The sequence below is a fragment of the Mucilaginibacter sp. genome (genome assembly GCF_028288225.1).
GTDB lineage: Bacteria > Bacteroidota > Bacteroidia > Sphingobacteriales > Sphingobacteriaceae > Mucilaginibacter.
The window spans coordinates 124,083-144,329 of sequence record NZ_JAQBOC010000031.1 but is presented as its reverse complement, the minus strand read 5'-3'; the positions used below and the strand labels follow the sequence as shown (position 1 = coordinate 144,329).

Sequence of the window (20,247 nt, the reverse complement as noted above, 5' to 3'; positions counted from 1 at the left end):
TAAAATTTCCACTATTTTTGCTGGCTTGTAACAAACGCCCGGCTACATGTGTCAATAAACACAATTGCAATCCAGGCTTGCTGCTTTGTGTAACTTAAACATTATCAATTTAAAATGAAAAAAATCCTATTCTCATTGGCCATTTTAGGCTTAACTGTCGTTTCAGCTTTAGCGCAAACAACACCAAATAGCGGCAAATTTAGTGTAGGTTTTGAAGCCGGCGTTCCTTTTGGTGCACTTACAGCAGACATTTCTTCTGTAGCATTAGGTGCATCCTTAAAATATGACTATCCTATTGCTGGTGCGGTTTTCATTACAGTTTCAGCCGGGTATACAAATTTCATATATAAAAGCGATTACAGAGATATATTAAAAGCATTTGGTATAGATAAATCAGGTGAAGGCTTTGTCCCGGTAAAAGCAGGTATTAAATACTACGTTAGTGGTGGCTTTTATGGTGAAGCCCAGGGAGGCGTTGTATTTTCAACAGAAAGTGGCGGCGGGAACGCTATTGCTTATGCTCCCGGTATTGGCTACACCTGGGTTGACAGCGTTGACATAGGCGCTCGTTATGAAGGATGGTCGCATAATGGCACTATAAACCAGGTAGCATTAAGGCTGGCATACAGGTTTTAATTAGGATAAATAATTATAAAGGCCGGGGTAATTCCCGGTCATTTTGTTTTTAAATCGGCACGATCAATCCTTAATAAACTCCAGCTCCGCGTTCTGGTAAGCAGGTTTTTTAAGTTGTAGCAGTAAACCCTGGAAGCTTTTCATTGGGCCTTCGGCTGCGAAAAGATTTACCAGCCAGGCCGGGATGTTGCCACCGGGATCAAGCTGTAATGTATATACCACCTTTATCCTATTATTTGTTAAAGGCGTAATAATCCATAAACCTTTTGATGATTGTACCCGCACAATGCCATCCTTTACGGGCACAAAACCGGGCACTGCAGGGCCATGAATGGTTACCACTTTGGTTTCTGCGTTTTGATAAACCTTCAGGTGTGCTACAAAATCACGGTTTTGGGCAGGCCAGGGAATACTTATTTCAGAATAGTAATATAGTTCAGATGGGGAAACCTGTTTTATAAGCACGCATAATTTGGTATGATAAAGCCATTCGGGGCAGCCTTTTATATCAAGAAGTACTTTAACAATTTGCGATAAGGTTGCCCGCAGCTCACAATCAACTTTAATTGCCTTAAATTTCGAGCCGGTTACTTCACTGGTGTAAACTTTTATTCCGTTTTTTTCATTTTTAAGCTTCCACTCTGTTTGTGCTGAAACATTGGTTATTTTTAAAAGAAGAAGCAATATGATAGCGATCCTATACATTAACAAATAGTTATAATAAAATCAAATTTATGTATCCATCCGCTTTCTATCGCAACAAAGATGCTTTATGACATTGTACAGGTAATTAGTCTTTAATTAAAGCATCTTTAAATAAAAGTTTATAAATCTATTTATGTTTATAGCTTTACAAGGCTATTTTAAATATGAAAAAAGTTTTACCTTTCTTAGTTATCTCTATAATTTGTTCGTTAGGTGCTTTTGCACAGGTTACCATGAAGCCCCACGTTAGTATTGGTGGCGAATATGGATTAACAACAGGTAACCTTTCCAGTTACTATGGTTCAGTTATCGGGGCTTCTGTTAAGCTGGAAATACCTGTAGTTTCTCCTAAATTTAATTTAACAGCAACAGTAGGTTTTACGGAGTATTTAGTTAGGTTAGATTATAATGGGCCGTTAAATTTAAGTGCTGAGAAATTTATACCGGTTGAATTAGGCGCCAGGTATTATTTTACCAGAATAGCATATTTTGAAGGGGATGCCGGCTTCTCCCAGAATATTAACAGCGATTATACCAGATCATCATCTGCCTTTATATACTCGCCCGCTATTGGCTTTTCGGCCCCTACAAACAAACACAAAAGCACAATTGACGTTGGGTTAAGATTTGAAAGCCGGGTTCAAAGCAGCGGTAATAACAACCAGGCAGCTTTACGCCTGGCCTATCGTTTCGGGCCAACATTTCCGGCCGATAAAAAGAAAAAAGACACCAAATAAATTCCGATCCTTTGATTTATCACTCACAATAAAACTGCATATTACCGTTTTGCTTTAACACATTATTATGTAATTTCGGCATTCATCACTGAACATACAAGTGCTTAGCATCCTCAAAAAAGAAATTACTTCTTACCTCAGTTCTCTGGTAGCATATGTTACTATTGGCGTGTTTTTATTAGTGTTGGGCCTGTTTTTGTGGGTGTTCCCGGAGTCAGGCATTTTGGATTACGGCTATGCTACGCTCGACAGCCTTTTTAGCACTGTCCCTTACCTGTTTATGTTCTTAATCCCCGCAATAACCATGCGGTCATTGGCCGAAGAACGTAAGGAAGGAACCTTTGAGCTACTCCTCACCCGCCCCCTGGCCGACTGGCAAATTGTTTTAGGCAAATACCTTGCCTGTGTGCTGCAGGTGCTGTTTGCCTTAGTGCCCACGCTGGTTTATTACTATTCGGTTTATCAATTGGGTACACCACAGGGCAATATAGATACGGGCGGGGTAATTGGCTCATATATTGGCCTGTTTTTGTTAGGGGCAAGTTTCGCAGCCATTGGTTTATTTGCATCGTCAGTAAGCAAAAACCAGGTAATTGCTTTTACCATTGCCGTATTTCTTTGTTTCTTTTTTTATAGCGGATTTGATTCGCTGAGCCAGATGCTGTCCCTGCAAAGCCTGAGCCTGCAATACCTGGGCATTACAGAGCATTACCAATCTGTTAGCCGGGGAGTTCTGGATACCCGCGATCTGGCTTATTTCATTATCCTTACCTGCTTATTTATATGCTTAACCCTTTTTGTGTTAAACAGGCAAAGGCAAAAACCGCTGAAAGACAAGATCCTGATTACCTCATTGATTTTCCTGGTAGCTTTGGGCATACTATCAAACCTAACATTTACCCGTTTTGATTTTACTAAAGAGAAACGTTTTACCATAACACCGGTAACAAGGGATATTATGAAAAGGCTTAAAGGCCCGGTTAAGGTTACTGTTTATTTACAGGGCAATAATTTTCCTGCCGATTTAAAAAGGTTGCAAAGGGCAACCCGCGATATGCTTATTGACCTGCGGGCCTATAGTAATGACCGCGTACAATTTGATTTTGTTGATCCGATGGCTGCGATAAAGAATCTTGCAGATGACGAGCAAAAAAAGGCTTATGATTCACTTGAAACCAGGGGAATTGTGGGCGAAAATCGTGCTGCAAGAACTGATAACGGTGTTTCGCAAATGCTGATATTCCCGGAAGCGCTGGTACAGTTTGAAGACAAGGAGGTTGCGGTTAATTTATTGCAGACCCGCATAGGGCTATCAGACGAAGAAGTGGCAAATAACTCCATTCAAAACCTTGAATACGCTTTTTCATCAGCCATAAAAAAGGTTACCAGCGGCGGCAAACCTATAATTGGCTTTACCGAAGGCCACCACGAACTTACCGACCTGCAGTTAAATGATGCCATGAAATCATTATCAGACGGGTATAATGTTGGCAGGATTGATCTTAAAACCATTCCGCTTAGTGTTTTAATGAAGATGAGGCTGCTGGTGATCCCCAAGCCTGATGCAAAATTCAGCGAGATTGAAAAATTTAAGATAGACCAGTATATAATGCGTGGCGGCAGGGTGTTGTGGACCATTGACCAGGTAAGCGCAGAGCTTGACAGCTTGAGAGGGCATGGCGGCGAACAGATGTCGTTCTCCAAACAACTGGACATTGACGATCAGCTGTTTACTTACGGGGTACGCATAAATTACGACCTGATTGCCGATATGAGCTGTGCACAGATCCCGGTTAGTACCGGTAACGTTGGTGGGCAGGCACAAATCCAGATGCTGCCATGGCTGTACTACCCTCTTTTTATCGCTGAATCAAAAAATCCGATAGTAAAAAACCTTGATGCCATCCGGAGCGAATTTGCAAGCACCATTGATACCATCGCTGTTAAAAACGTTGAAAAAACCGTCCTGCTTACAACATCACCCTATAATAAAAAATTAAATGCCCCGCATATCTTATCCCTGCAGGCGCTTGAGCAGGAACCCACCCCTAAAGATTTTCAAAGCACACCAAAAATTGTTGCCGTACTGCTGGAAGGGAAATTCAAGTCTGATTTTCAAAACAGGCCAATGCCCGATGGTTTAAATGAAAATGTACCCATACTGCCACAAAGCATCCCCACAAAAATGATAGTGATAAGTGACGGCGACGTATTTAAAAACCAGGTAGGCGTTGATGGCTCGCCCTACCCGCTTGGATACGATCATTATATGCAGCGAAATTTCGGCAATAAAAATCTTTTATTGAATATTGCAGATTATATGACCGACGACTCGGGATTGATAGCCTTGCGGAACAAGGAAATTAAGATCCGCCTGCTTAGCAGGGCCCGCATAAGGGGCGAAAAGTTATACTGGCAGGTTATAAATACTGCTTTGCCCTTGGGTTTGTTGGTAATATTTGCTATTTTTCAACATTATGTGCGCAGAAGAAAGTATGCACATTAAATTTTTTACTTTTGATAGATTAATTCCAATTATATGAGATTTATTGTTTCTACATCAACATTACTCAAGCAACTACAGGCGGTAAGCGGGGCCTTGAGCAATAGTACTGTATTGCCCATACTTGAAAACTTTTTGTTCGAGATAAAAGATGGAAACTTAACTATTTCGGCAACCGACCTGCAAACCAGCATGACCACCTCATTAACGGTTGAAGCTAAAGAGAATGGCCGGATTGCTATACCATCGCGCATTTTATTGGAAACCTTAAAGTCGCTGCCAGAGCAACCTGTAAATTTTTCGGTTGACGATACTACTTTTGCCATTGAAATAAACGCCGGCGACGGAAAATATAAGCTAAACGGTGAAAACGGCGAGGATTTTCCAAAGATCCCCGTTGTTGAAAACGCATCATCAGTAAACCTGCCTGCATCTGTTTTGGCCGAAGCAATAAACAAAACAATTTTTGCGGTAAGTAATGATGAGCTGCGCCCTGCTATGACAGGCGTTTACTGCCAGCTATCAACCCAGCATTTAACTTTTGTAGCTACCGATGCCCACAAGCTGGTACGTTACCGCCGTAAGGATGCAAAGGCTGCAAGCACAACTTCATTTATATTACCTAAAAAAGCGTTAACGCTTTTAAAATCGTCGTTACCATCTGATGATGTGAATGTAGCGGTTGAATATAACAGCACCAGCGCCTTCTTTAAGTTTGGCAACATTAACCTGGTTTGCCGTTTAATTGACGAACGCTATCCTGATTATGAAGCTGTTATTCCATTGAACAATCCTAATAAATTAAGTATTGACAGGCAGGCGTTTTTAGGCTCGCTAAGCAGGGTAGCTATTTATGCAAATAAAACCACCCACCAGGTAAGGCTTAAAATAAACGGCAGCGAGCTTAATATCTCATCAGAAGATATTGATTTTGCAAACGAGGCCCATGAGCGCTTAAGCTGCCAGTATGAAGGCGAGGATATGGAGATAGGTTTTAATGCCCGTTTCCTGATAGAAATGCTGAAGAATTTAACTTGTGAGGAAGTTACCCTTGAAATGTCGACCCCTAACCGTGCTGGTATTTTATTACCACAAGGCGGCGACGAGAACGAGGATGTACTGATGCTGGTTATGCCGGTAATGCTTAACAGCTATGCATAATGCTGCTGGCATTATTTTAACGTGAATTTATTTTATTCTTGAATATCTTAAATTATAAATCCAAATTTAGGTCCGGCATAAAAACCGGACTTTTTTATTCGCCCTGATAACAAAACTTATTATAAGCAGTTATAATAGCATTTACTGTATGAATACCAGGTTAACTTTTTTTGTTTTTATTGCTGCTTTAGCGGGATTGATTTCCTGCAAAAACAACGATAATGTTTTTCCGCCGGTAAACACTGATGGCAGGTTTAAGATTATAAATGCATCATCAAATACAATAAACTTCTTTTTAAATGGCACAAGGCTTAACAACGGTTCAAGCTTAGTACCCGGAGGTTCAATTCTTTATATAGCAGCACCCCTGGGCCTGCAAAATTTTCAATTTAAGAAAGACGGCAGTCCGGATATATTATTCAGCTGGCCCGATACACTTAAGAATGGGATCAATTACTCCCTTTATATTACAGGAAATACCGCCCGGCAAGCTTTTAGAACAACAGAGGTATTGAATCCTGATTCTAATTTGGTTTCGTTAGGATTTGTAAATGCTGCACCTGATGCCGGGAGCCTGGATGTTACAGTAGGCGACACAATTAGGTTTACCGCAAGCGCTTTTAAAACGCAGTCAAAGTTTTTACTAGTAGGAAATGGTTTGAGAGACGTAAAAGTTTATAAAGCCGGAACAAAAACCATGTTAAAGGACACCTCTTTTAACATGGACCAGAACCATGTATATACTATATTTTCGCACGGTCTTTTAAATGGTACCGGAAGCTCAAAATTTAATGTTGGTTACACCCTAAATTACTAATGGTAAAATATATGATCTTTAAAAATAAGTGGAAAATATCGGGCTGGCTATTTGTATGTATTGCCGGGGTATGGGTTGCTTCAATAATATCATCTTGCGGCAAAGCACCCATTTCAAACGCCCAGGGCCTAAATATTAGATACGAGGTTTTAAATTTAAGCCCGGACGCCTTCCCGGTTGATCTATATATAAACTTTATTATATCAAACACCACTCCCTTTTCCTTTAATATAAACCAGGGATATTTTTTTGTACCTGCCCTTGATACGCCGTACTTAATAAGGGTGCATCAACCTGGCGGCGGCGGAAGTTTATTAGCTTCAAGGTCGGATATTTTGACCAGGGGGACAACTTATAGCCTGTTTATTACGGGTAACGTTGCAAATAAAACGCTTACTACAATTTTTACAGTTGATACCGCAAGCTTACCTGCAGTGGGCAGGGGTAAAGTACGCTTTGTTAATGCTTCGCCAACGGGTGCAGGCGGCATTGATGTTTACGCAAACGGCGTAAAGGCCTTTAACAAGATATTATATCCAAAATACTCAGACTATATTGAGTTACCAAACGGCAATTATGATTTCCAGCTAAACACCACAGGCTCAGCAACCATATTACAAACACTTAAAAATGTATCGATCCAGGATGGCAGGCTGTACACCTTATATTCTTATGGTTATACCAACCGTGTTGATTCTGCAGCATTTAACACCGCTATTATAACTAACCGCTAAAATAAGTTGATTGATTGAGTTGTTGATTAAGTTAGATTAAGTTGTCATTTTTTTAATTAACTTAATCAACTCAATCCAACTTAATTAACTCAATCAACTAAATTTTCATAAATTCGCTCCAAAACTTTAAAGCATTGGAAATAGTTAAAAGTCTGATTGATTTTATATTACATATTGATAAGCACCTGGCCGATATAATAAGCCAGTACCATGCTTTAACCTACCTGATATTATTTGTCATAATTTTTGCCGAAACAGGTTTTGTGGTTACTCCCTTTTTGCCGGGGGATTCTTTATTATTTGCCGCGGGTGCATTAATAGCAGGTGGCGCTACAGGTTTAAATGTTTTTTTGCTGGGAATTATATTAATAATTGCAGCCTTTACCGGCAATACCGTTAATTATCTTTTGGGTAATTATTTAGGCCCCAAAGTATTTAAAGAAAAAAATAAGATCTTAAAGCTTGATTATTATCTGCAAACCAAAGCTTTTTTTGATAAGCATGGCGGTAAAGCAGTAATATTTAGCCGCTTTATGCCCATTATACGTACCATTGCCCCTTTTGTGGCAGGTGTGGGTAAAATGCCGTTTGTACGCTACAGCTTATATAATGTTATAGGTGGTGCAGCATGGATCATTCTTTTTCTGTTTGCAGGATATGAGCTTGGAACAGTCCCCTTTTTTAAGGCTAACTTCGCAATGATAGGCGTTGCAATTATTTTAATTTCAATTATCCCGCCAATTTATGCGGCAATAAAAGGTAGCAGTACCAAGAAAGCTAAGTTGCAATAATTCCAAATTCTTTTTTGCTTTCCTGCCGCGGTATCACTCAATAATTTTTATCTTTTTAAGGCTGGCTGCTTTTCTGATTATAACACTTGCTGCTTTTCTGATCATAACACTTATTTAGTTAAAACTACTACTTTTCCGCTTTTATACAAAGCTTCTTCTTTTTGAATTTTAACCCTTTCAGCATAACCCATTGGTTGTTTAACGAGTTTATTCAGATCAGGCTGCCCGGCATCAACCCACGCTGAATACCAGTAACTGCCAATTTCGAGTATAGCCGACCGCATTCTTCGTTCAACCATACCTTTCAGCATTTTGTGATAAGCTGCGGCATACTCAAGAGAATAATCCTTTATCTCTTTTTGTCCGTGCAGTACCATAGTATACTTTTTATCGGCAGGGAAAGTTTTGTTAAGTATTCGTTCAAAACGCAGTACCGTATCAACGCTTTTAAATGAGCTGCGGCATATTTTAAAAGCCTCAGTTAACGGGTTTTCAATATACCGGGCTTTGCCAGCATAATAATTGTAACGATTGCTATACAGCTCCGGCAGCCTGCTTTCCCACAAGGCATGGATCCCGGTTTGATTGGTTAACTGCCCATTATAGTTTTGGGTTAGATGCAGGGGCACATGCGCATCGGCAATATAATGCCCCAAATTGGCTGATGTATTTAATATTGCAGTAGTATCATGTGCTTTAAACGCCTTAACCAGCCTGTAATAGTTATATTGAATGGTCCATGGAACGGTGCCATACTTATCAAGCGTATCGGCAGTATATTTTGAAGCAGCATCATACCAGTTATGGGGGATGCGTTTAAAAGGATCTTTACCATAGTGGTCGGCATTTAAAAAATGATGGGGAGCCTCAGTAGAATCTACATAGCGCCGTTTATCAGCACTAATGGCATGTTCGGTTAGGTATTCAATATTGCTTTTATAAAAACCTGCCATAGCTTTGGGCAAGGTAAAAACTGCCAGCCTGCCTATGCGGTAATGGGCGAAGAAACCCCAGGAGGAGAATGTAAGGAGAAGAATTGATCCAATAGTCAGCCTGCAGAATTGTTTCATGTCCAAATATAAATGTATTGTTGCACGATGGAATTTTTTTGTCTGAATCAGAATTCGCAGAATTTTAGAATTACCAGAATTTTGAAGTAGAAAGTTACATAAGGAATTTACTATTAAACTCAACTTGGCTGGCCCATATTTCCCGCTGAACATCACAACTTTTCAACCTTAAAACATTCCAACCTTAAAACATCTTCAAAAAATAAAAAAAGGTATTTGATTTTATAAATAATCATCCTATATTTGCAGTCCTTAAAATAAAAGAAAAGAATAACAAAGCTATACAATGGCAAATCATAAATCATCATTAAAAAGGATCCGTTCAAACGCTGCGAAGCGCTTACGTAACAGGTATCAGGCTAAAACCACCAGGAACGCCATAAAAAAATTAAGAGGCACAACTACTAAAGCTGATGCAAGTCTGCTATTAGTTAAAGTTATATCAATGCTTGATCGTTTGGCTAAAAAGAATGTTATTCATAAAAATAAGGCTTCAAATAACAAGTCAAAGCTTACAAAATTTGTTAATACCTTAAAATAAGGTATCAGATATATTTATTAAAAAGCCTGTTTCCATACCCGGAGACAGGCTTTTTTATTGACAATAATTTTGAGCCACACCCTTTTAAATTAATTTAACTTATTTAAAAATAAACAAAACAAAACAGTCCCCCTCCTCCGTATAAATGATTGTATAACAGCTACTGATGGCAAAATTATACCATAACTAAAACCAGCAACATTGAGGATTTATTTAACCTTATCTTTATTATTCATCTCAATTTCGGGGTTTGCCACTATAGACAGGGGCAGGGTGGATAGTTTAAAAACTTTAATTGCTTCGTCAGCAAACAAACAGGCAGTACCCGATACTGTAAACATAAACAGGTTAAATACACTTGCTGCAAACTACTTTGAATCTAACCCGGATAGTACCCTGTTTTATGGGCGCAAAAGCATTGAACAATCCCGTAAGATCAATTACAAAACAGGTATAGCAAACGGCCTGGTGCTAACTGGCCATGCAAATTTCTTTAAAGGAAAATTCCAGCAGGGTCAGCAGGATTTTGATGAGGCAATTGTAATTTATAAAAGTATAAATGATTTAAAAGGTCTTAGCAATTGTTACAAGCTTTATGGCCGTATGGATAATTTGCTGGCTAAGTACGAGACCGCTCTTTATTATCTGAATTTAGCATTAGATGTAAATAAACAATTAAAAAACGATAACGAAACTGCCGATATTTATAAAAACATAGGTATTGTTTATTTTAGTGAAGGGCAAAACTCAACTGCCCTTGATTATTATTACAAAGCGTTGTATATAACGCTAAAGAATAACGACAATAATGCTTCCGGCGCTATCTATAATGATATAGGTGTAGTATTACAGGGCATGGAGGTTTATCCAAAAGCGCTGGACTACTATAAAAAAGCACTTAACCTGTTTAAAGGCACAAACAATGTTACCGGCGTTGGCATCATCAATCAAAATATTGGGGAAGTACTTATAGCCCATAAGGAATATGACAGAGCTATCACCCATCTGACCAAAGCAATTAAAATTGCCAAAAAGCAGGATGATAAGGATGGGATGAGCTCCGTTTACACTGATCTGGGTTTATGCTACGCGCATAAAAGCCACTTTGCCCTGGCAAAAAGCTATCTTGATACCTCATTACAAATTGCAAGCAAGTACAAAATAGTTTATAACCAGGCATACGCTTTAATAGGCATGGCCACCATATATAACCTGCAAAAAGATTTTAAAAATGCTTATATATATGCTACACAGGGCCAGCAATTAGCGGCTACCTTACGCAATTTGGTCGTGCGCTCAAATGCTGCTTTGCAGTTGAATAAAACTTTGGCCGGCTTAGGCAGATACAGTGATGCATATGAAATGCTAAAACGGTATAATACCTTAAAAGACAGCCTCAATAATAATGAAAGCATTCAAAAGCTTACATCATATAATCTTGAGCTTAATTTTGCATCAAAAGAACGGCAACTTGCACAACAGCATAGAGAAAAGGATGAATCATACAATCAAAGGATAAAACAGCAACGGTTAATAAATACTGTTTTTTTAACCATTATAGCAGCGATGCTTGCCGTTTCAGTTGTTTACTACAGGCAAAAACGTAAGCAGCAAAAGGTAAACGCAATGCTTGAGGATAAGAACCGGGAAGTATTGCAGCAAAAAACCGACCTTGATGACCAGGCTCAAAAATTAAATAACCTGAATATTTTAAAGGATAGATTGATATCAGTACTGGCACATGATCTGAGGGCACCATTAAGTACACTGAGGGGCTTATTCAGCTTACTGCAGGATGAAACCATCTCGCACGAGCAAATGCTTGATATGATCCCTACTGTGTTAAAAAAGCTTGAATACACTTCCGACTTTTTAGACACCCTTTTATTCTGGATAAACAGCCAGATGGATAATTTTGAGAACTCGGCAAAAAGCTTTTATGTTAAAGATATAGTTGCCTATGAAACGGAGAGTTATGGCGAGCAGGCTAAATTAAAAGGCATTGACCTGATTGACAACGTTCCGCCGGAAGTTGTTGCTTCCGCCGATCCAAATTCCATCCGTATTGTTATCCGTAATTTAATTACCAATGCAATAAAATTTTCAAAACAAAACGATACCATTGAAATTACAGCCGTACAGCAGGATGATCATAATTACATTATCTCTGTAAAAGATACTGGTATGGGCATGAGCGATGATCAGCTTGGCAAATTATTTAAAAGCAAGGTTAACAGCAATGCCGGTACAAATAATGAATCGGGAACAGGCATGGGGATGCTGTTTTGCAAAGACCTTGTTGAAAAATGCAGCGGAAAGATCTGGGTTACCAGCATACAAGGCCAGGGCACCAAGTTTTCGTTTACAGTTCCGATGGGCACACTTACTGAAACCCACCTGGAAGTAGCTTAATTTACCAGCCAAACCTGTGGGCAAATCTTATTGCGGTTTGCTGCACCTGGTGGTTTGACCATTTTTCATACCTCAAACCAAAATCAATGCCATATTTTCCTTTTATAGGGATAATAAACCCCGGTCCCAGTGAAAACGCAAAAAGATCCTGCTTTAAATAATTAGTTTCAATAGCTGTTCCAAGCTCGCCCTCAAAATAAACACCCGGATTCAGATAATATTTAACTCCGGCCTTTAACGGTATAAACCGCGCCGATGTTAATGTTTTAGAATTGTTGAACAAATTACTTTTATAGAAAAAAGCTGAATAAGCTGCTGTTGCCGTTATAGCAACCTTGCTTGAAACAGGAAATTCGGCTTTGCCAGATATCCCTACCCCTATGCTGTAAACACTGGCATTAGGAATGCCCAATTCTGCACCCAGGCTAATGGCTTTTTTAAGAGGCTCATCCTGGGCTTTTACCAATGCAGACCAACAAATCAATAGAACAAAAAGACAACTTGATTTCAATATTTTTTTCTTTAAACTAAACACTGATTCCATTCTAAAATTATTTCTTAAATCCTATTCTTTCCCTATCATCCCACTTTTTCTGGGCTATTTTTTCGTCCATTAGATTTTCCATTGCGTCATAAATTTGGTTTAGTTGTACATCATGCTCACCCAACCTTTCCTTTATTTCTTGTAACTGTTCTTTCAAATCCATTTGATTTAAAGTAAGCCTCCTTATTGCTACAAAAGCCCGCATAATTGCAATGTTCATATTTATAGCAGTATCGCTATTTAGTATGCCGCTTAACATGGCAACTCCTTGTTCGGTGAAAGCATAAGGCAAATATTTTCCTGCCCGATTTTTGGGTAAATCCATCATCACAAATTGTGATGATGGATTATTTCCGGGATAAGTCGTCACATTTTGTGATGACATATTTTGCCATTCAGCAGTTGATAATTGAAACATAAAATCCTCCGGAAACCGTTTAATGTTCCGTTTTACGGATTGATTAAGTATCCTGGTTTCTACTTCATAAAGTGCCGCTAAATCCATATCCAGCATTACCCTTTCACCACGAATCTCATAAATTCTATTTTGTATACTTTGTATTGCAATCATTTTTTGATAAGGTTTTCCCAATAAAATTAAACATTAACTACACATTCGTCAGCCCGATAAATATGTTCTCCAGCATTTTACCTTTATTTTTATCCCGCAATCCTCCAAGGGTATCATTGGCTACTATCTTTCCTTTATTTATGATGATAACCTGGCTGCAAACAGCCTCCACCTCCTGCATAATATGGGTTGACAGGATCACGGTTTTTGTTTTACCAAGATCAAGGATCAGCTGGCGGATACCTATCAGCTGGTTAGGATCAAGTCCTGATGTGGGCTCATCCAGGATCAGCACTTCAGGATCATGCAATATGGCTTGTGCAAGGCCCACACGCTGGCGATAACCCTTTGAGAGCTGTCCTACTTTCTTATGCTGTTCAGGGCCCAACCCGGTTTGTTCTATAATTTCAGCAATTCGTTTCTGGGGCGATTTCAATTGATGGATGCCTGCAATAAATCCCAGTGATTCTTTCACATACATATCCAGGTATAGCGGATTGCTTTCAGGCAGGTAGCCTATATTGCGTTTTACATCTATTGCGTGTGTTTCAACATCAAACCCACATACCGATGCCTTACCCGCTGTTTGCGGAATAAACCCGGTAAGTATTTTCATGGTGGTTGATTTGCCTGCGCCGTTAGGCCCCAAAAAGCCTAATACACCCGGTCTGGCGCTAAAGCTAATACCATCAAGCGCCTTTTGCGCCCCATAAACTTTTGTTAATGATTCAACAACAATGCTCATGTTTCAAATGTATGTTTTAGATATGAGATGTGTGATGTGCGATGTGAGATATTTTGAAATTCAGGTTTTCGATTTCGGATTTTAAGAAATCAAGCATCTTTTAAACCCTAAAATCATGGCCCAAACAAATTTCAATCAGACAAAAAAGCAGTACATCATCATCCAAATGCAATCAAAAACTCATCCTATTGTCAACCCAAATTCAAACAATACATTTAGGCAGGCCGGCAATAATTTAATTGTCATATTGTCACGTATACATTTGCGGCAAGCTATTTGAATAGTATATATTTGTAAAACAAAAAAATAAATTTTAGAAATCATGGCTTTAGAAATAACTGATGCAAACTTTGACGAACTCGTCCTTAAATCTGACAAACCAGTATTAATTGATTTTTGGGCAGAATGGTGCGGACCTTGTCGTATGGTAGGTCCTGTAGTTGAAGAAATTGCAAAAGAGTATGAAGGCAAGGCGGTTGTAGGAAAAGTTAATGTCGACCATAATCCCGGTATCTCAGTAAAATTTGGGATCCGCAATATACCAGCTCTATTATTCTTTAAAAACGGCGAGATCGTTGATAAACAAATTGGCGCTGTTCCAAAATCTGTTTTAACTGATAAATTAGCTAAGCAATTAGTTTAAACAGGATTACACTGATTATAGGATGATTGCACCGATTAGAAAAATCTGATCGGTGCAATTGTTTTATAAATCAATGTTTTTATAATCAGTATAACCATTCTTATAAATCGGTGAAATCTTTTTTATAATCGGTGTAATCATATAATATGTTAAGTAATGACCAGCATATAAGACAATTAGCCAACCTCGAGCTGCTGGCTCGCCAGGTTGTCGAAGGTTTTATTACCGGCTTACATCAAAGCCCTTTTCATGGCTTTTCGGTAGAGTTTGCCGAACACCGCCTCTATAACAATGGCGAATCGGTAAAAAATATCGACTGGAAGCTTCTTGCCCGTACCGATAAGTTGTTTGTAAAACAGTTTGAAGAAGAAACTAATCTTCGCTGCTACCTTTTGCTGGATACATCGTCATCCATGAATTTCCCTGATAAAGGGATAAACAAGCTGCAATTTTCTATCTATGCAATAGCATCACTTATGTACCTGTTTAAAAAACAGCGGGATGCATTTGGTTTATGCTTGTTTAGTGACAAAGCCGATATAATAACCCCGGTAAAATCAACCACATCGCACCTGTTTTATTTGTATGCCGAACTTGAAAAAGCATATAATAACCCTAAAATAAATACAGCTACAAACATTACACAAGTGCTGCACCAGGTTGCCGGGCAAATCCATCAGCGCTCGATGATCATTTTGTTTAGCGACATGCTCGAAAATAGCTTGAACCCAGAAAAAATGCAATCACTGTTTGCAGCCATCCAGCATTTAAAATATAACAAGCACGAAGTGGTTATTTTTAATGTTAACGACAAGAAAAAAGAGATTGATTTTAATTTTGATAACCGCCCGCATCAATTTATTGATATAGAAAGCGGCGAACAGGTACGGGTGCATCCAAATAAAATAAGGGATTCTTATATCTCGTCATTGGCATACTACCGCCACCAGCTTGAGTTAAAATGTGCACAATACCATATTGATATTGTTGATGCTTATATTGAAGACGGCTATAATAACGTACTAAAATCATACCTTATTAAGCGGAACAAAATGATATAAAAAAAGCTGTTCCTTTTAAGAAACAGCTTTATAGGGGTAACAAAGGAACTAAAACTCCACATCCCAAAGTAACACAGCAATTATGAAGATTTAGTGAAGTTGTGTTGATTAAAAATAAGTTTAATTGCAGTCCCCTCGTTTCTCACTGATTTTATCTGGATTTTTATGTCGTGAAACGTAGCTATACTTTTTACAATGGCAAGGCCTAACCCATAGCTTTCCTTTTCGTCGGTATCCAGTTTTTCAAAGCGGTTAAAGGCTTTCTCAATTTGCTGCTCACTCATTCCTGTTCCGGTATCTGCAATTTCAAGCATATATCCTTCATAATTGAAGTGGTCTGTAATTACAATGCTGCCCTGCTCCCGGTTATATTTAATTGAATTGTTTATAATATTAAACAATACGGTATGCATTAAGCTATGATTACCCCATATTGAGTACGTATGCTTTACATTGTTGCTGAAAGTAATTTTTCTGTCCTCCAGCCTGTCTTCAAGTTCCTTGAAAACCTCAGCTACAATATCAGCAATGTAGATCTTGTCGTTTTTATTAAATTGGTTATTTTCAACCTTCGATATCAAAAGCAAGCTGTTTATAATTGATTTTAACCTGTTTAAAGTTTTTAGTGAGGCAAATATTTTGTTCTCGCTATCCTCCTTTAACTCTTCATGCGATAGTATATTTTCCAGCCTCGAACTTATGATGGAAATAGGTGTAAGCAACTCATGTGATACATTAGCAATAAATTGTTTCTCCAGTATAAACAGGTCGGCTATTTTTTTCATCAGGGTGCTTATGCTGTCATCAAGCAGCCTAAAATCCTGTGTGCTGGTCTCAACCTTTTCGTAATCAAAGTTCATAGGATCATTTACCTTGACCAGTTTCCTGTCAATAATGCGATAGAACGGCGCCAGCAGGTACTTGGTAAAAATTAAGTCGATAACCAGTGTAAGCAATAATGCAACTACTAACATCAGCAGCGTAAACTGCTTAATGGTTTGCTTTAACTGTATTACAGTATCAAGGGTATCCCCTATTTCCAGCAGGTAGCTATGGTTTTCGAAATTAAAGCGATAAGTTAAAATAAGGTAACTATCTGTACTTTTCTCAAAGGTTCGGCGCTGGGTAGTAAAGCTTTCTGTAGAGTCTCTGTTGGGTTGGTAGGGAATTAATTTAAGAAATATATATTCCTCTTTTAAAATATTATAATTGGTAAAACTTTGCTGCTGACTTAATATCTGGCTAATTTCTTTTGATGAAAGGTTTCTTATAAATACATCCTTTTTGTTTTCAAGCCTTGTTGATAAATGTGCATAAGTGATCTTCTCAAGCGAGAACAAAATAAGCAACCCTGTAAATACAATAATAGCCAGCTTTGTTAAGGTATTATATAAAGCCAGTTTTATTTGTAGTTTCATGTGTGTTAAGTTGATTAAGTTAGATTGGGTTGATTAAGTTGATTAAGTTATTTTCCAATTCTTTATTAACCCAATCAACTACTCTCTTAATCAACTCAATCAACCGCTCCTTAAATATTAACCCTATACCCAATGCTCCTTACCGTTTCAAACCATTCTATCGGTTCAAATTGGGATAGCTTTTTCCTGAGGTTTTTTACATGCACATCAACAAAGTTCGAATCTGAATTAATTTCAAGCACATCGCCCCAAACGTGTTCGGTTAAATTTGTGCGCGATATTACCCGGTTTTTGTTTAATACCAGGTAATTAAATATTTCAAATTCTTTTTTAGTTAAGTTTATCCGCTCTGTATTATAGTGCACAGTACGATTTTGTATATTCATTTTAAATTCCTTAACCGTTATATCATTGCTTTCAAGCTTATGCTTGCGCCTGGTTATGGCATGCATGCGGGCTAATAGCTCATTTAATGAAAATGGTTTTGCAAGGTAATCGTCGGCTCCCTGTTCAAGGCCGTGCACTTTATCATCCACCGCACCGCGGGCAGTTAAAATAATTACCGCATCATCGCGCTCTTTTAAGCCTTTAAGCATTTGCAGCAGGCCGAAGCCATCGCCATCAGGCAAATTCAAGTCAAGCAATATAAAATCATAGTTGTTAACAAATATTTTTTCACTCGCTATGCTTTTAGTGCGGGCGTGTTCAATAGTAAAGCCTTCATGGCTCAGAAACTCATCAATTTCAAGCGCCAGTCCTTTTTCATCTTCTACAATTAATACATTCATGGGCAGGCAAGATACTAATTTGGTTTATTAAGTTGTAAAGGTTGCAAGTGACGTAAAAGTTAAAAAAATTATCTCTTACATAATTTTAACATTTACAACATTTATAACCTAAATTAAATAAAAGGTTTGTAAAATTGCCCCAATCAATTTAATAGCATTGACGTTACTGTATAAATACCATTTTTTTTATGAGACTTTCCATTGAACGTAAGCCAATAAGAATAAACCCAGACCCGAAACGTGTAATTGCCAGATTCTTTTTTAATGGAAATGATCGTGCAAAAGAGGTAATTCAAAGAGTTATGAGCATTAGCGAAGATGTTGCATTTGGCATTGTTTCGCCTTTATTACAGGAGTATTCAAGACGGCACAGGAACATAACACGTGCATTAAACCGGCATTGCAGCAAACTAAAACCTCTTTTTGCCGAGCTTGATATTGATTATGATGCCTTAACAGTATACCGCAAGCTATTAATCGGTTCCTATTTTACGCATGAATACTCTATTGAATCAGCTGCTTTTTTTAATCCATCAATAGTTGAAGATCCCGACCAAACTGAATTGCATGAAGGGCAAAGGCGTGTTATCATTAGTTTCAGGGCCGTTGGTGAAGGGCATATATCATCCATAACCTTTAGGCGCGCCTTACTTGACCAGGCAAATAATATTACCGTTTTGCCTGCGGGAAGCTATATTGACGAGGCCGAAATTGTTAGAAATGCTGTTTATAATAAAAAACTTTTTTTTGACAAAGCAGCGATAACTCAAATTGATATTAATGTATTGGATGAGCTGGAGTCGAAGCTGGACCATCATTTTGAATATGCAAACCTGCGCCGGATAATTTCAGATTCGCAAAAGCTGCAGGAAAGCGATATGAAGAAATTGGAATACGATAAAGTATTATGGCTTGCCGATTCGTATTATGAAATTGTTTTTTCGTTAGATACCGATATATCTGACCGGGTTATATTCCCAATCTCTGAATATGAGCGCAAAGGTATTGAAGATGCAAGATTTGTGCATTTTAAAAATGACGACGACAGCACCGTGTATTACGCCACCTATACCGCATATGACGGCTCGCTGATAATGCCAAAACTATTACAAACAACCGATTTTTATAATTTCAAAATAATGCCATTATATGGTGCCGGGGCCCAAAACAAAAACCTGGCACTATTTCCGCGAAAAATAAATGGCAAGTTTGCAATGATATCCAGGATAGATGGTTGTAATAACTACATCATGTATTCTGATAAAATAAACATTTGGGAAAAACCTATAATGCTGCAGCAACCCAAATTTACCTGGGAATTTATCCAGATAGGCAATTGCGGTTCGCCCATTGAAACAAAACATGGCTGGATAATAATAACACATGGCGTGGGCCCGATGCGCAGGTATGTGCTTGGCGCCAGCTTGCTTAAGCTGGATGATCCTGAAGTTGAAATAGGCCGCTTAAAAGAGCCTCTGCTGATCCCTAACAGTGATGAACGCGAAGGTTACGTACCAAACGTATTATATTCATGTGGTGCGCTGGTACATAATGGCAAACTTATAATACCCTATGGTGTATCCGATTCATCGACCGCCTTTGCGGAAGTTGACCTGACTGAGCTTATTGCCAAGTTGCTATCTGACAAAAGGGAAACTGACAAAGCAGGGATATAAGATTGATTTATTAGCCTTTGTACATATGTACTAAAAAGTAAAATCAATTATTAAAACTACTGCACAAAATTCCAATTTAGTATACACCTTTAGTAGCTTTTTAACACTTTACAGGCTAGCAGATGCCCTTTTGATATTATTTGCCACTTTTATTAAAAAAGAAAATTTTGGCATAGCCATTGTACATAATAATAAGCTGTTATTAAGTTAATAATATGCTTGTTACAAATATTATATGAAAAAATAATTATTAAGGCAATGGATCATTTTAGGGAAATAAAAAACAACTTGACCTGGCACAATGAAGGAAAATTTGAGGTTGAGCTGATTAATGGTATAATTACCAAGCTTAATTTTTGTGAGCCGGGAAAAGGGCCGGATGATACCGGAAAATGTCTCACATCAACCAGTTATAAATTTTTACAGGCAGTGCATTCTTGCCTGGGTGATTTATTTACTTTTATTGAGGAAGAAAATAAAAGACTTGGCTATAGTTATGCCCGTGAAGCAGAAATTCAACCGTATCACCAGGAAGAAATCATTGAAAATGCATATCCTGGCTCTTCAGAAACTAAATTGCGGCCTTTAATAAATTATGATCATCAACCTGATCTGGCAAACACATCAACAGAAAACATCGAACCACACATGGCTAATGTTTCGCCCGATCCGGATGCGAAAAGTGCTTAACAGT

At 38.3% G+C, this 20,247-nt stretch carries 20 protein-coding genes; 13 read left to right on the top strand and 7 right to left on the bottom strand.

Annotation, left to right across the window (positions count from 1 at the left end; all coding sequences use genetic code 11):
• The first annotated feature begins 114 nt into the window (after positions 1-114).
• Positions 115-636, top strand: coding sequence for a hypothetical protein (locus JWQ54_RS09655; RefSeq protein WP_299583706.1), 522 nt, complete (start codon positions 115-117; stop codon positions 634-636).
• Between the two features lie 63 nt (positions 637-699).
• On the opposite strand, the gene JWQ54_RS09650 is transcribed toward JWQ54_RS09655, so the two are convergent.
• Positions 700-1,341: an START domain-containing protein gene (locus tag JWQ54_RS09650; RefSeq protein ID WP_299583703.1), complete on the bottom strand. Its 642-nt coding sequence runs from the start codon at positions 1,339-1,341 to the stop codon at positions 700-702.
• Positions 1,342-1,505: 164 nt separating this feature from the next.
• Between JWQ54_RS09650 and JWQ54_RS09645 the strand changes: the two genes are divergently transcribed.
• The 6 genes from JWQ54_RS09645 to JWQ54_RS09620 all read left to right on the top strand — a co-directional run bounded on the left by JWQ54_RS09645 (position 1,506) and on the right by JWQ54_RS09620 (position 8,084).
• Positions 1,506-2,078, top strand: coding sequence for a hypothetical protein (locus tag JWQ54_RS09645; protein WP_299583701.1), 573 nt, complete (start codon positions 1,506-1,508; stop codon positions 2,076-2,078).
• A 100-nt stretch (positions 2,079-2,178) separates the two neighbouring features.
• Complete coding sequence (gene gldG / locus JWQ54_RS09640; protein WP_299583698.1) at positions 2,179-4,584, top strand: gliding motility-associated ABC transporter substrate-binding protein GldG; 2,406 nt, start codon at positions 2,179-2,181, stop codon at positions 4,582-4,584.
• Positions 4,585-4,617: 33 nt separating this feature from the next.
• The gene (dnaN, locus tag JWQ54_RS09635) at positions 4,618-5,742 is read left to right on the top strand and encodes a DNA polymerase III subunit beta (protein ID WP_299583695.1); all 1,125 of its coding nucleotides are present in this window, start codon (positions 4,618-4,620) and stop codon (positions 5,740-5,742) included.
• Positions 5,743-5,890: 148 nt separating this feature from the next.
• On the top strand, positions 5,891-6,559 hold the full coding sequence (locus JWQ54_RS09630) for a DUF4397 domain-containing protein (protein ID WP_299583693.1): 669 nt from the start codon (positions 5,891-5,893) through the stop codon (positions 6,557-6,559).
• 11 nt (positions 6,560-6,570) lie between these two features.
• The gene (locus JWQ54_RS09625) at positions 6,571-7,293 is read left to right on the top strand and encodes a DUF4397 domain-containing protein (RefSeq protein ID WP_299583690.1); all 723 of its coding nucleotides are present in this window, start codon (positions 6,571-6,573) and stop codon (positions 7,291-7,293) included.
• A 134-nt stretch (positions 7,294-7,427) separates the two neighbouring features.
• Positions 7,428-8,084: a DedA family protein gene (locus JWQ54_RS09620; RefSeq protein ID WP_299583687.1), complete on the top strand. Its 657-nt coding sequence runs from the start codon at positions 7,428-7,430 to the stop codon at positions 8,082-8,084.
• 110 nt (positions 8,085-8,194) lie between these two features.
• Here the strand turns inward: JWQ54_RS09620 and JWQ54_RS09615 are convergent, their stop codons facing one another.
• On the bottom strand, positions 8,195-9,154 hold the full coding sequence (locus tag JWQ54_RS09615; RefSeq protein ID WP_299583684.1) for a zinc dependent phospholipase C family protein: 960 nt from the start codon (positions 9,152-9,154) through the stop codon (positions 8,195-8,197).
• 286 nt (positions 9,155-9,440) lie between these two features.
• Between JWQ54_RS09615 and rpsT the strand changes: the two genes are divergently transcribed.
• Together rpsT and JWQ54_RS09605 are read left to right on the top strand one after the other, a co-directional pair.
• A complete protein-coding gene (gene rpsT, locus JWQ54_RS09610; protein WP_299583681.1) occupies positions 9,441-9,695 on the top strand; it encodes a 30S ribosomal protein S20 in 255 nt (84 codons plus the stop codon).
• A gap of 201 nt (positions 9,696-9,896) precedes the next feature.
• Complete coding sequence (locus JWQ54_RS09605; RefSeq protein ID WP_299583678.1) at positions 9,897-12,107, top strand: tetratricopeptide repeat-containing sensor histidine kinase; 2,211 nt, start codon at positions 9,897-9,899, stop codon at positions 12,105-12,107.
• A gap of 1 nt (position 12,108) precedes the next feature.
• On the opposite strand, the gene JWQ54_RS09600 is transcribed toward JWQ54_RS09605, so the two are convergent.
• From JWQ54_RS09600 to JWQ54_RS09590, 3 genes are read right to left on the bottom strand one after another with little or no spacing between them, the layout of a single operon-like run.
• On the bottom strand, positions 12,109-12,618 hold the full coding sequence (locus JWQ54_RS09600) for a hypothetical protein (protein WP_299583675.1): 510 nt from the start codon (positions 12,616-12,618) through the stop codon (positions 12,109-12,111).
• A 40-nt stretch (positions 12,619-12,658) separates the two neighbouring features.
• On the bottom strand, positions 12,659-13,222 hold the full coding sequence (locus JWQ54_RS09595) for an ORF6N domain-containing protein (RefSeq protein ID WP_299583672.1): 564 nt from the start codon (positions 13,220-13,222) through the stop codon (positions 12,659-12,661).
• A gap of 37 nt (positions 13,223-13,259) precedes the next feature.
• Positions 13,260-13,967, bottom strand: a complete 708-nt coding sequence (locus JWQ54_RS09590; RefSeq protein ID WP_299583669.1) for an ATP-binding cassette domain-containing protein — start codon at positions 13,965-13,967, stop codon at positions 13,260-13,262.
• Between the two features lie 322 nt (positions 13,968-14,289).
• Between JWQ54_RS09590 and trxA the strand changes: the two genes are divergently transcribed.
• Positions 14,290-14,610 (top strand): thioredoxin, encoded by a 321-nt coding sequence (trxA, locus tag JWQ54_RS09585; RefSeq protein WP_252787942.1) that lies wholly within the window; start codon positions 14,290-14,292, stop codon positions 14,608-14,610.
• A gap of 146 nt (positions 14,611-14,756) precedes the next feature.
• Positions 14,757-15,671 (top strand): DUF58 domain-containing protein, encoded by a 915-nt coding sequence (locus JWQ54_RS09580; RefSeq protein ID WP_299583666.1) that lies wholly within the window; start codon positions 14,757-14,759, stop codon positions 15,669-15,671.
• Between the two features lie 80 nt (positions 15,672-15,751).
• On the opposite strand, the gene JWQ54_RS09575 is transcribed toward JWQ54_RS09580, so the two are convergent.
• A complete protein-coding gene (locus JWQ54_RS09575) occupies positions 15,752-17,089 on the bottom strand; it encodes a HAMP domain-containing sensor histidine kinase (protein WP_299583663.1) in 1,338 nt (445 codons plus the stop codon).
• Positions 17,090-17,199: 110 nt separating this feature from the next.
• Entirely contained in the window at positions 17,200-17,877 is a 678-nt protein-coding gene (locus JWQ54_RS09570) for a response regulator transcription factor (RefSeq protein ID WP_299583660.1), read from the bottom strand.
• Positions 17,878-18,065: 188 nt separating this feature from the next.
• On the opposite strand from JWQ54_RS09570, the gene JWQ54_RS09565 reads away from it, so the two are divergent.
• Together JWQ54_RS09565 and JWQ54_RS09560 are read left to right on the top strand one after the other, a co-directional pair.
• A complete protein-coding gene (locus tag JWQ54_RS09565; protein WP_299583657.1) occupies positions 18,066-19,553 on the top strand; it encodes a glycoside hydrolase family 130 protein in 1,488 nt (495 codons plus the stop codon).
• A 258-nt stretch (positions 19,554-19,811) separates the two neighbouring features.
• Positions 19,812-20,243: a hypothetical protein gene (locus JWQ54_RS09560; RefSeq protein ID WP_299583654.1), complete on the top strand. Its 432-nt coding sequence runs from the start codon at positions 19,812-19,814 to the stop codon at positions 20,241-20,243.
• Positions 20,244-20,247: the final 4 nt, after the last annotated feature.

Bases quoted from the DNA above. Each gene is read 5' to 3' on its own strand.
- JWQ54_RS09575 (WP_299583663.1), bottom strand. From the start codon at position 17,089: ATGAAACTACAAATAAAACTGGCTTTATATAATACCTTAACAAAGCTG.
- JWQ54_RS09650 (WP_299583703.1), bottom strand. From the start codon at position 1,341: ATGTATAGGATCGCTATCATATTGCTTCTTCTTTTAAAAATAACCAAT.
- JWQ54_RS09570 (WP_299583660.1), bottom strand. From the start codon at position 17,877: ATGAATGTATTAATTGTAGAAGATGAAAAAGGACTGGCGCTTGAAATT.
- trxA (WP_252787942.1), top strand. From the start codon at position 14,290: ATGGCTTTAGAAATAACTGATGCAAACTTTGACGAACTCGTCCTTAAA.
- JWQ54_RS09590 (WP_299583669.1), bottom strand. From the start codon at position 13,967: ATGAGCATTGTTGTTGAATCATTAACAAAAGTTTATGGGGCGCAAAAG.
- JWQ54_RS09615 (WP_299583684.1), bottom strand. From the start codon at position 9,154: ATGAAACAATTCTGCAGGCTGACTATTGGATCAATTCTTCTCCTTACA.
- JWQ54_RS09560 (WP_299583654.1), top strand. From the start codon at position 19,812: ATGGATCATTTTAGGGAAATAAAAAACAACTTGACCTGGCACAATGAA.
- JWQ54_RS09595 (WP_299583672.1), bottom strand. From the start codon at position 13,222: ATGATTGCAATACAAAGTATACAAAATAGAATTTATGAGATTCGTGGT.
- JWQ54_RS09565 (WP_299583657.1), top strand. From the start codon at position 18,066: ATGAGACTTTCCATTGAACGTAAGCCAATAAGAATAAACCCAGACCCG.
- JWQ54_RS09655 (WP_299583706.1), top strand. From the start codon at position 115: ATGAAAAAAATCCTATTCTCATTGGCCATTTTAGGCTTAACTGTCGTT.
- JWQ54_RS09580 (WP_299583666.1), top strand. From the start codon at position 14,757: ATGTTAAGTAATGACCAGCATATAAGACAATTAGCCAACCTCGAGCTG.
- JWQ54_RS09630 (WP_299583693.1), top strand. From the start codon at position 5,891: ATGAATACCAGGTTAACTTTTTTTGTTTTTATTGCTGCTTTAGCGGGA.
- rpsT (WP_299583681.1), top strand. From the start codon at position 9,441: ATGGCAAATCATAAATCATCATTAAAAAGGATCCGTTCAAACGCTGCG.
- dnaN (WP_299583695.1), top strand. From the start codon at position 4,618: ATGAGATTTATTGTTTCTACATCAACATTACTCAAGCAACTACAGGCG.
- JWQ54_RS09645 (WP_299583701.1), top strand. From the start codon at position 1,506: ATGAAAAAAGTTTTACCTTTCTTAGTTATCTCTATAATTTGTTCGTTA.
- JWQ54_RS09625 (WP_299583690.1), top strand. From the start codon at position 6,571: ATGATCTTTAAAAATAAGTGGAAAATATCGGGCTGGCTATTTGTATGT.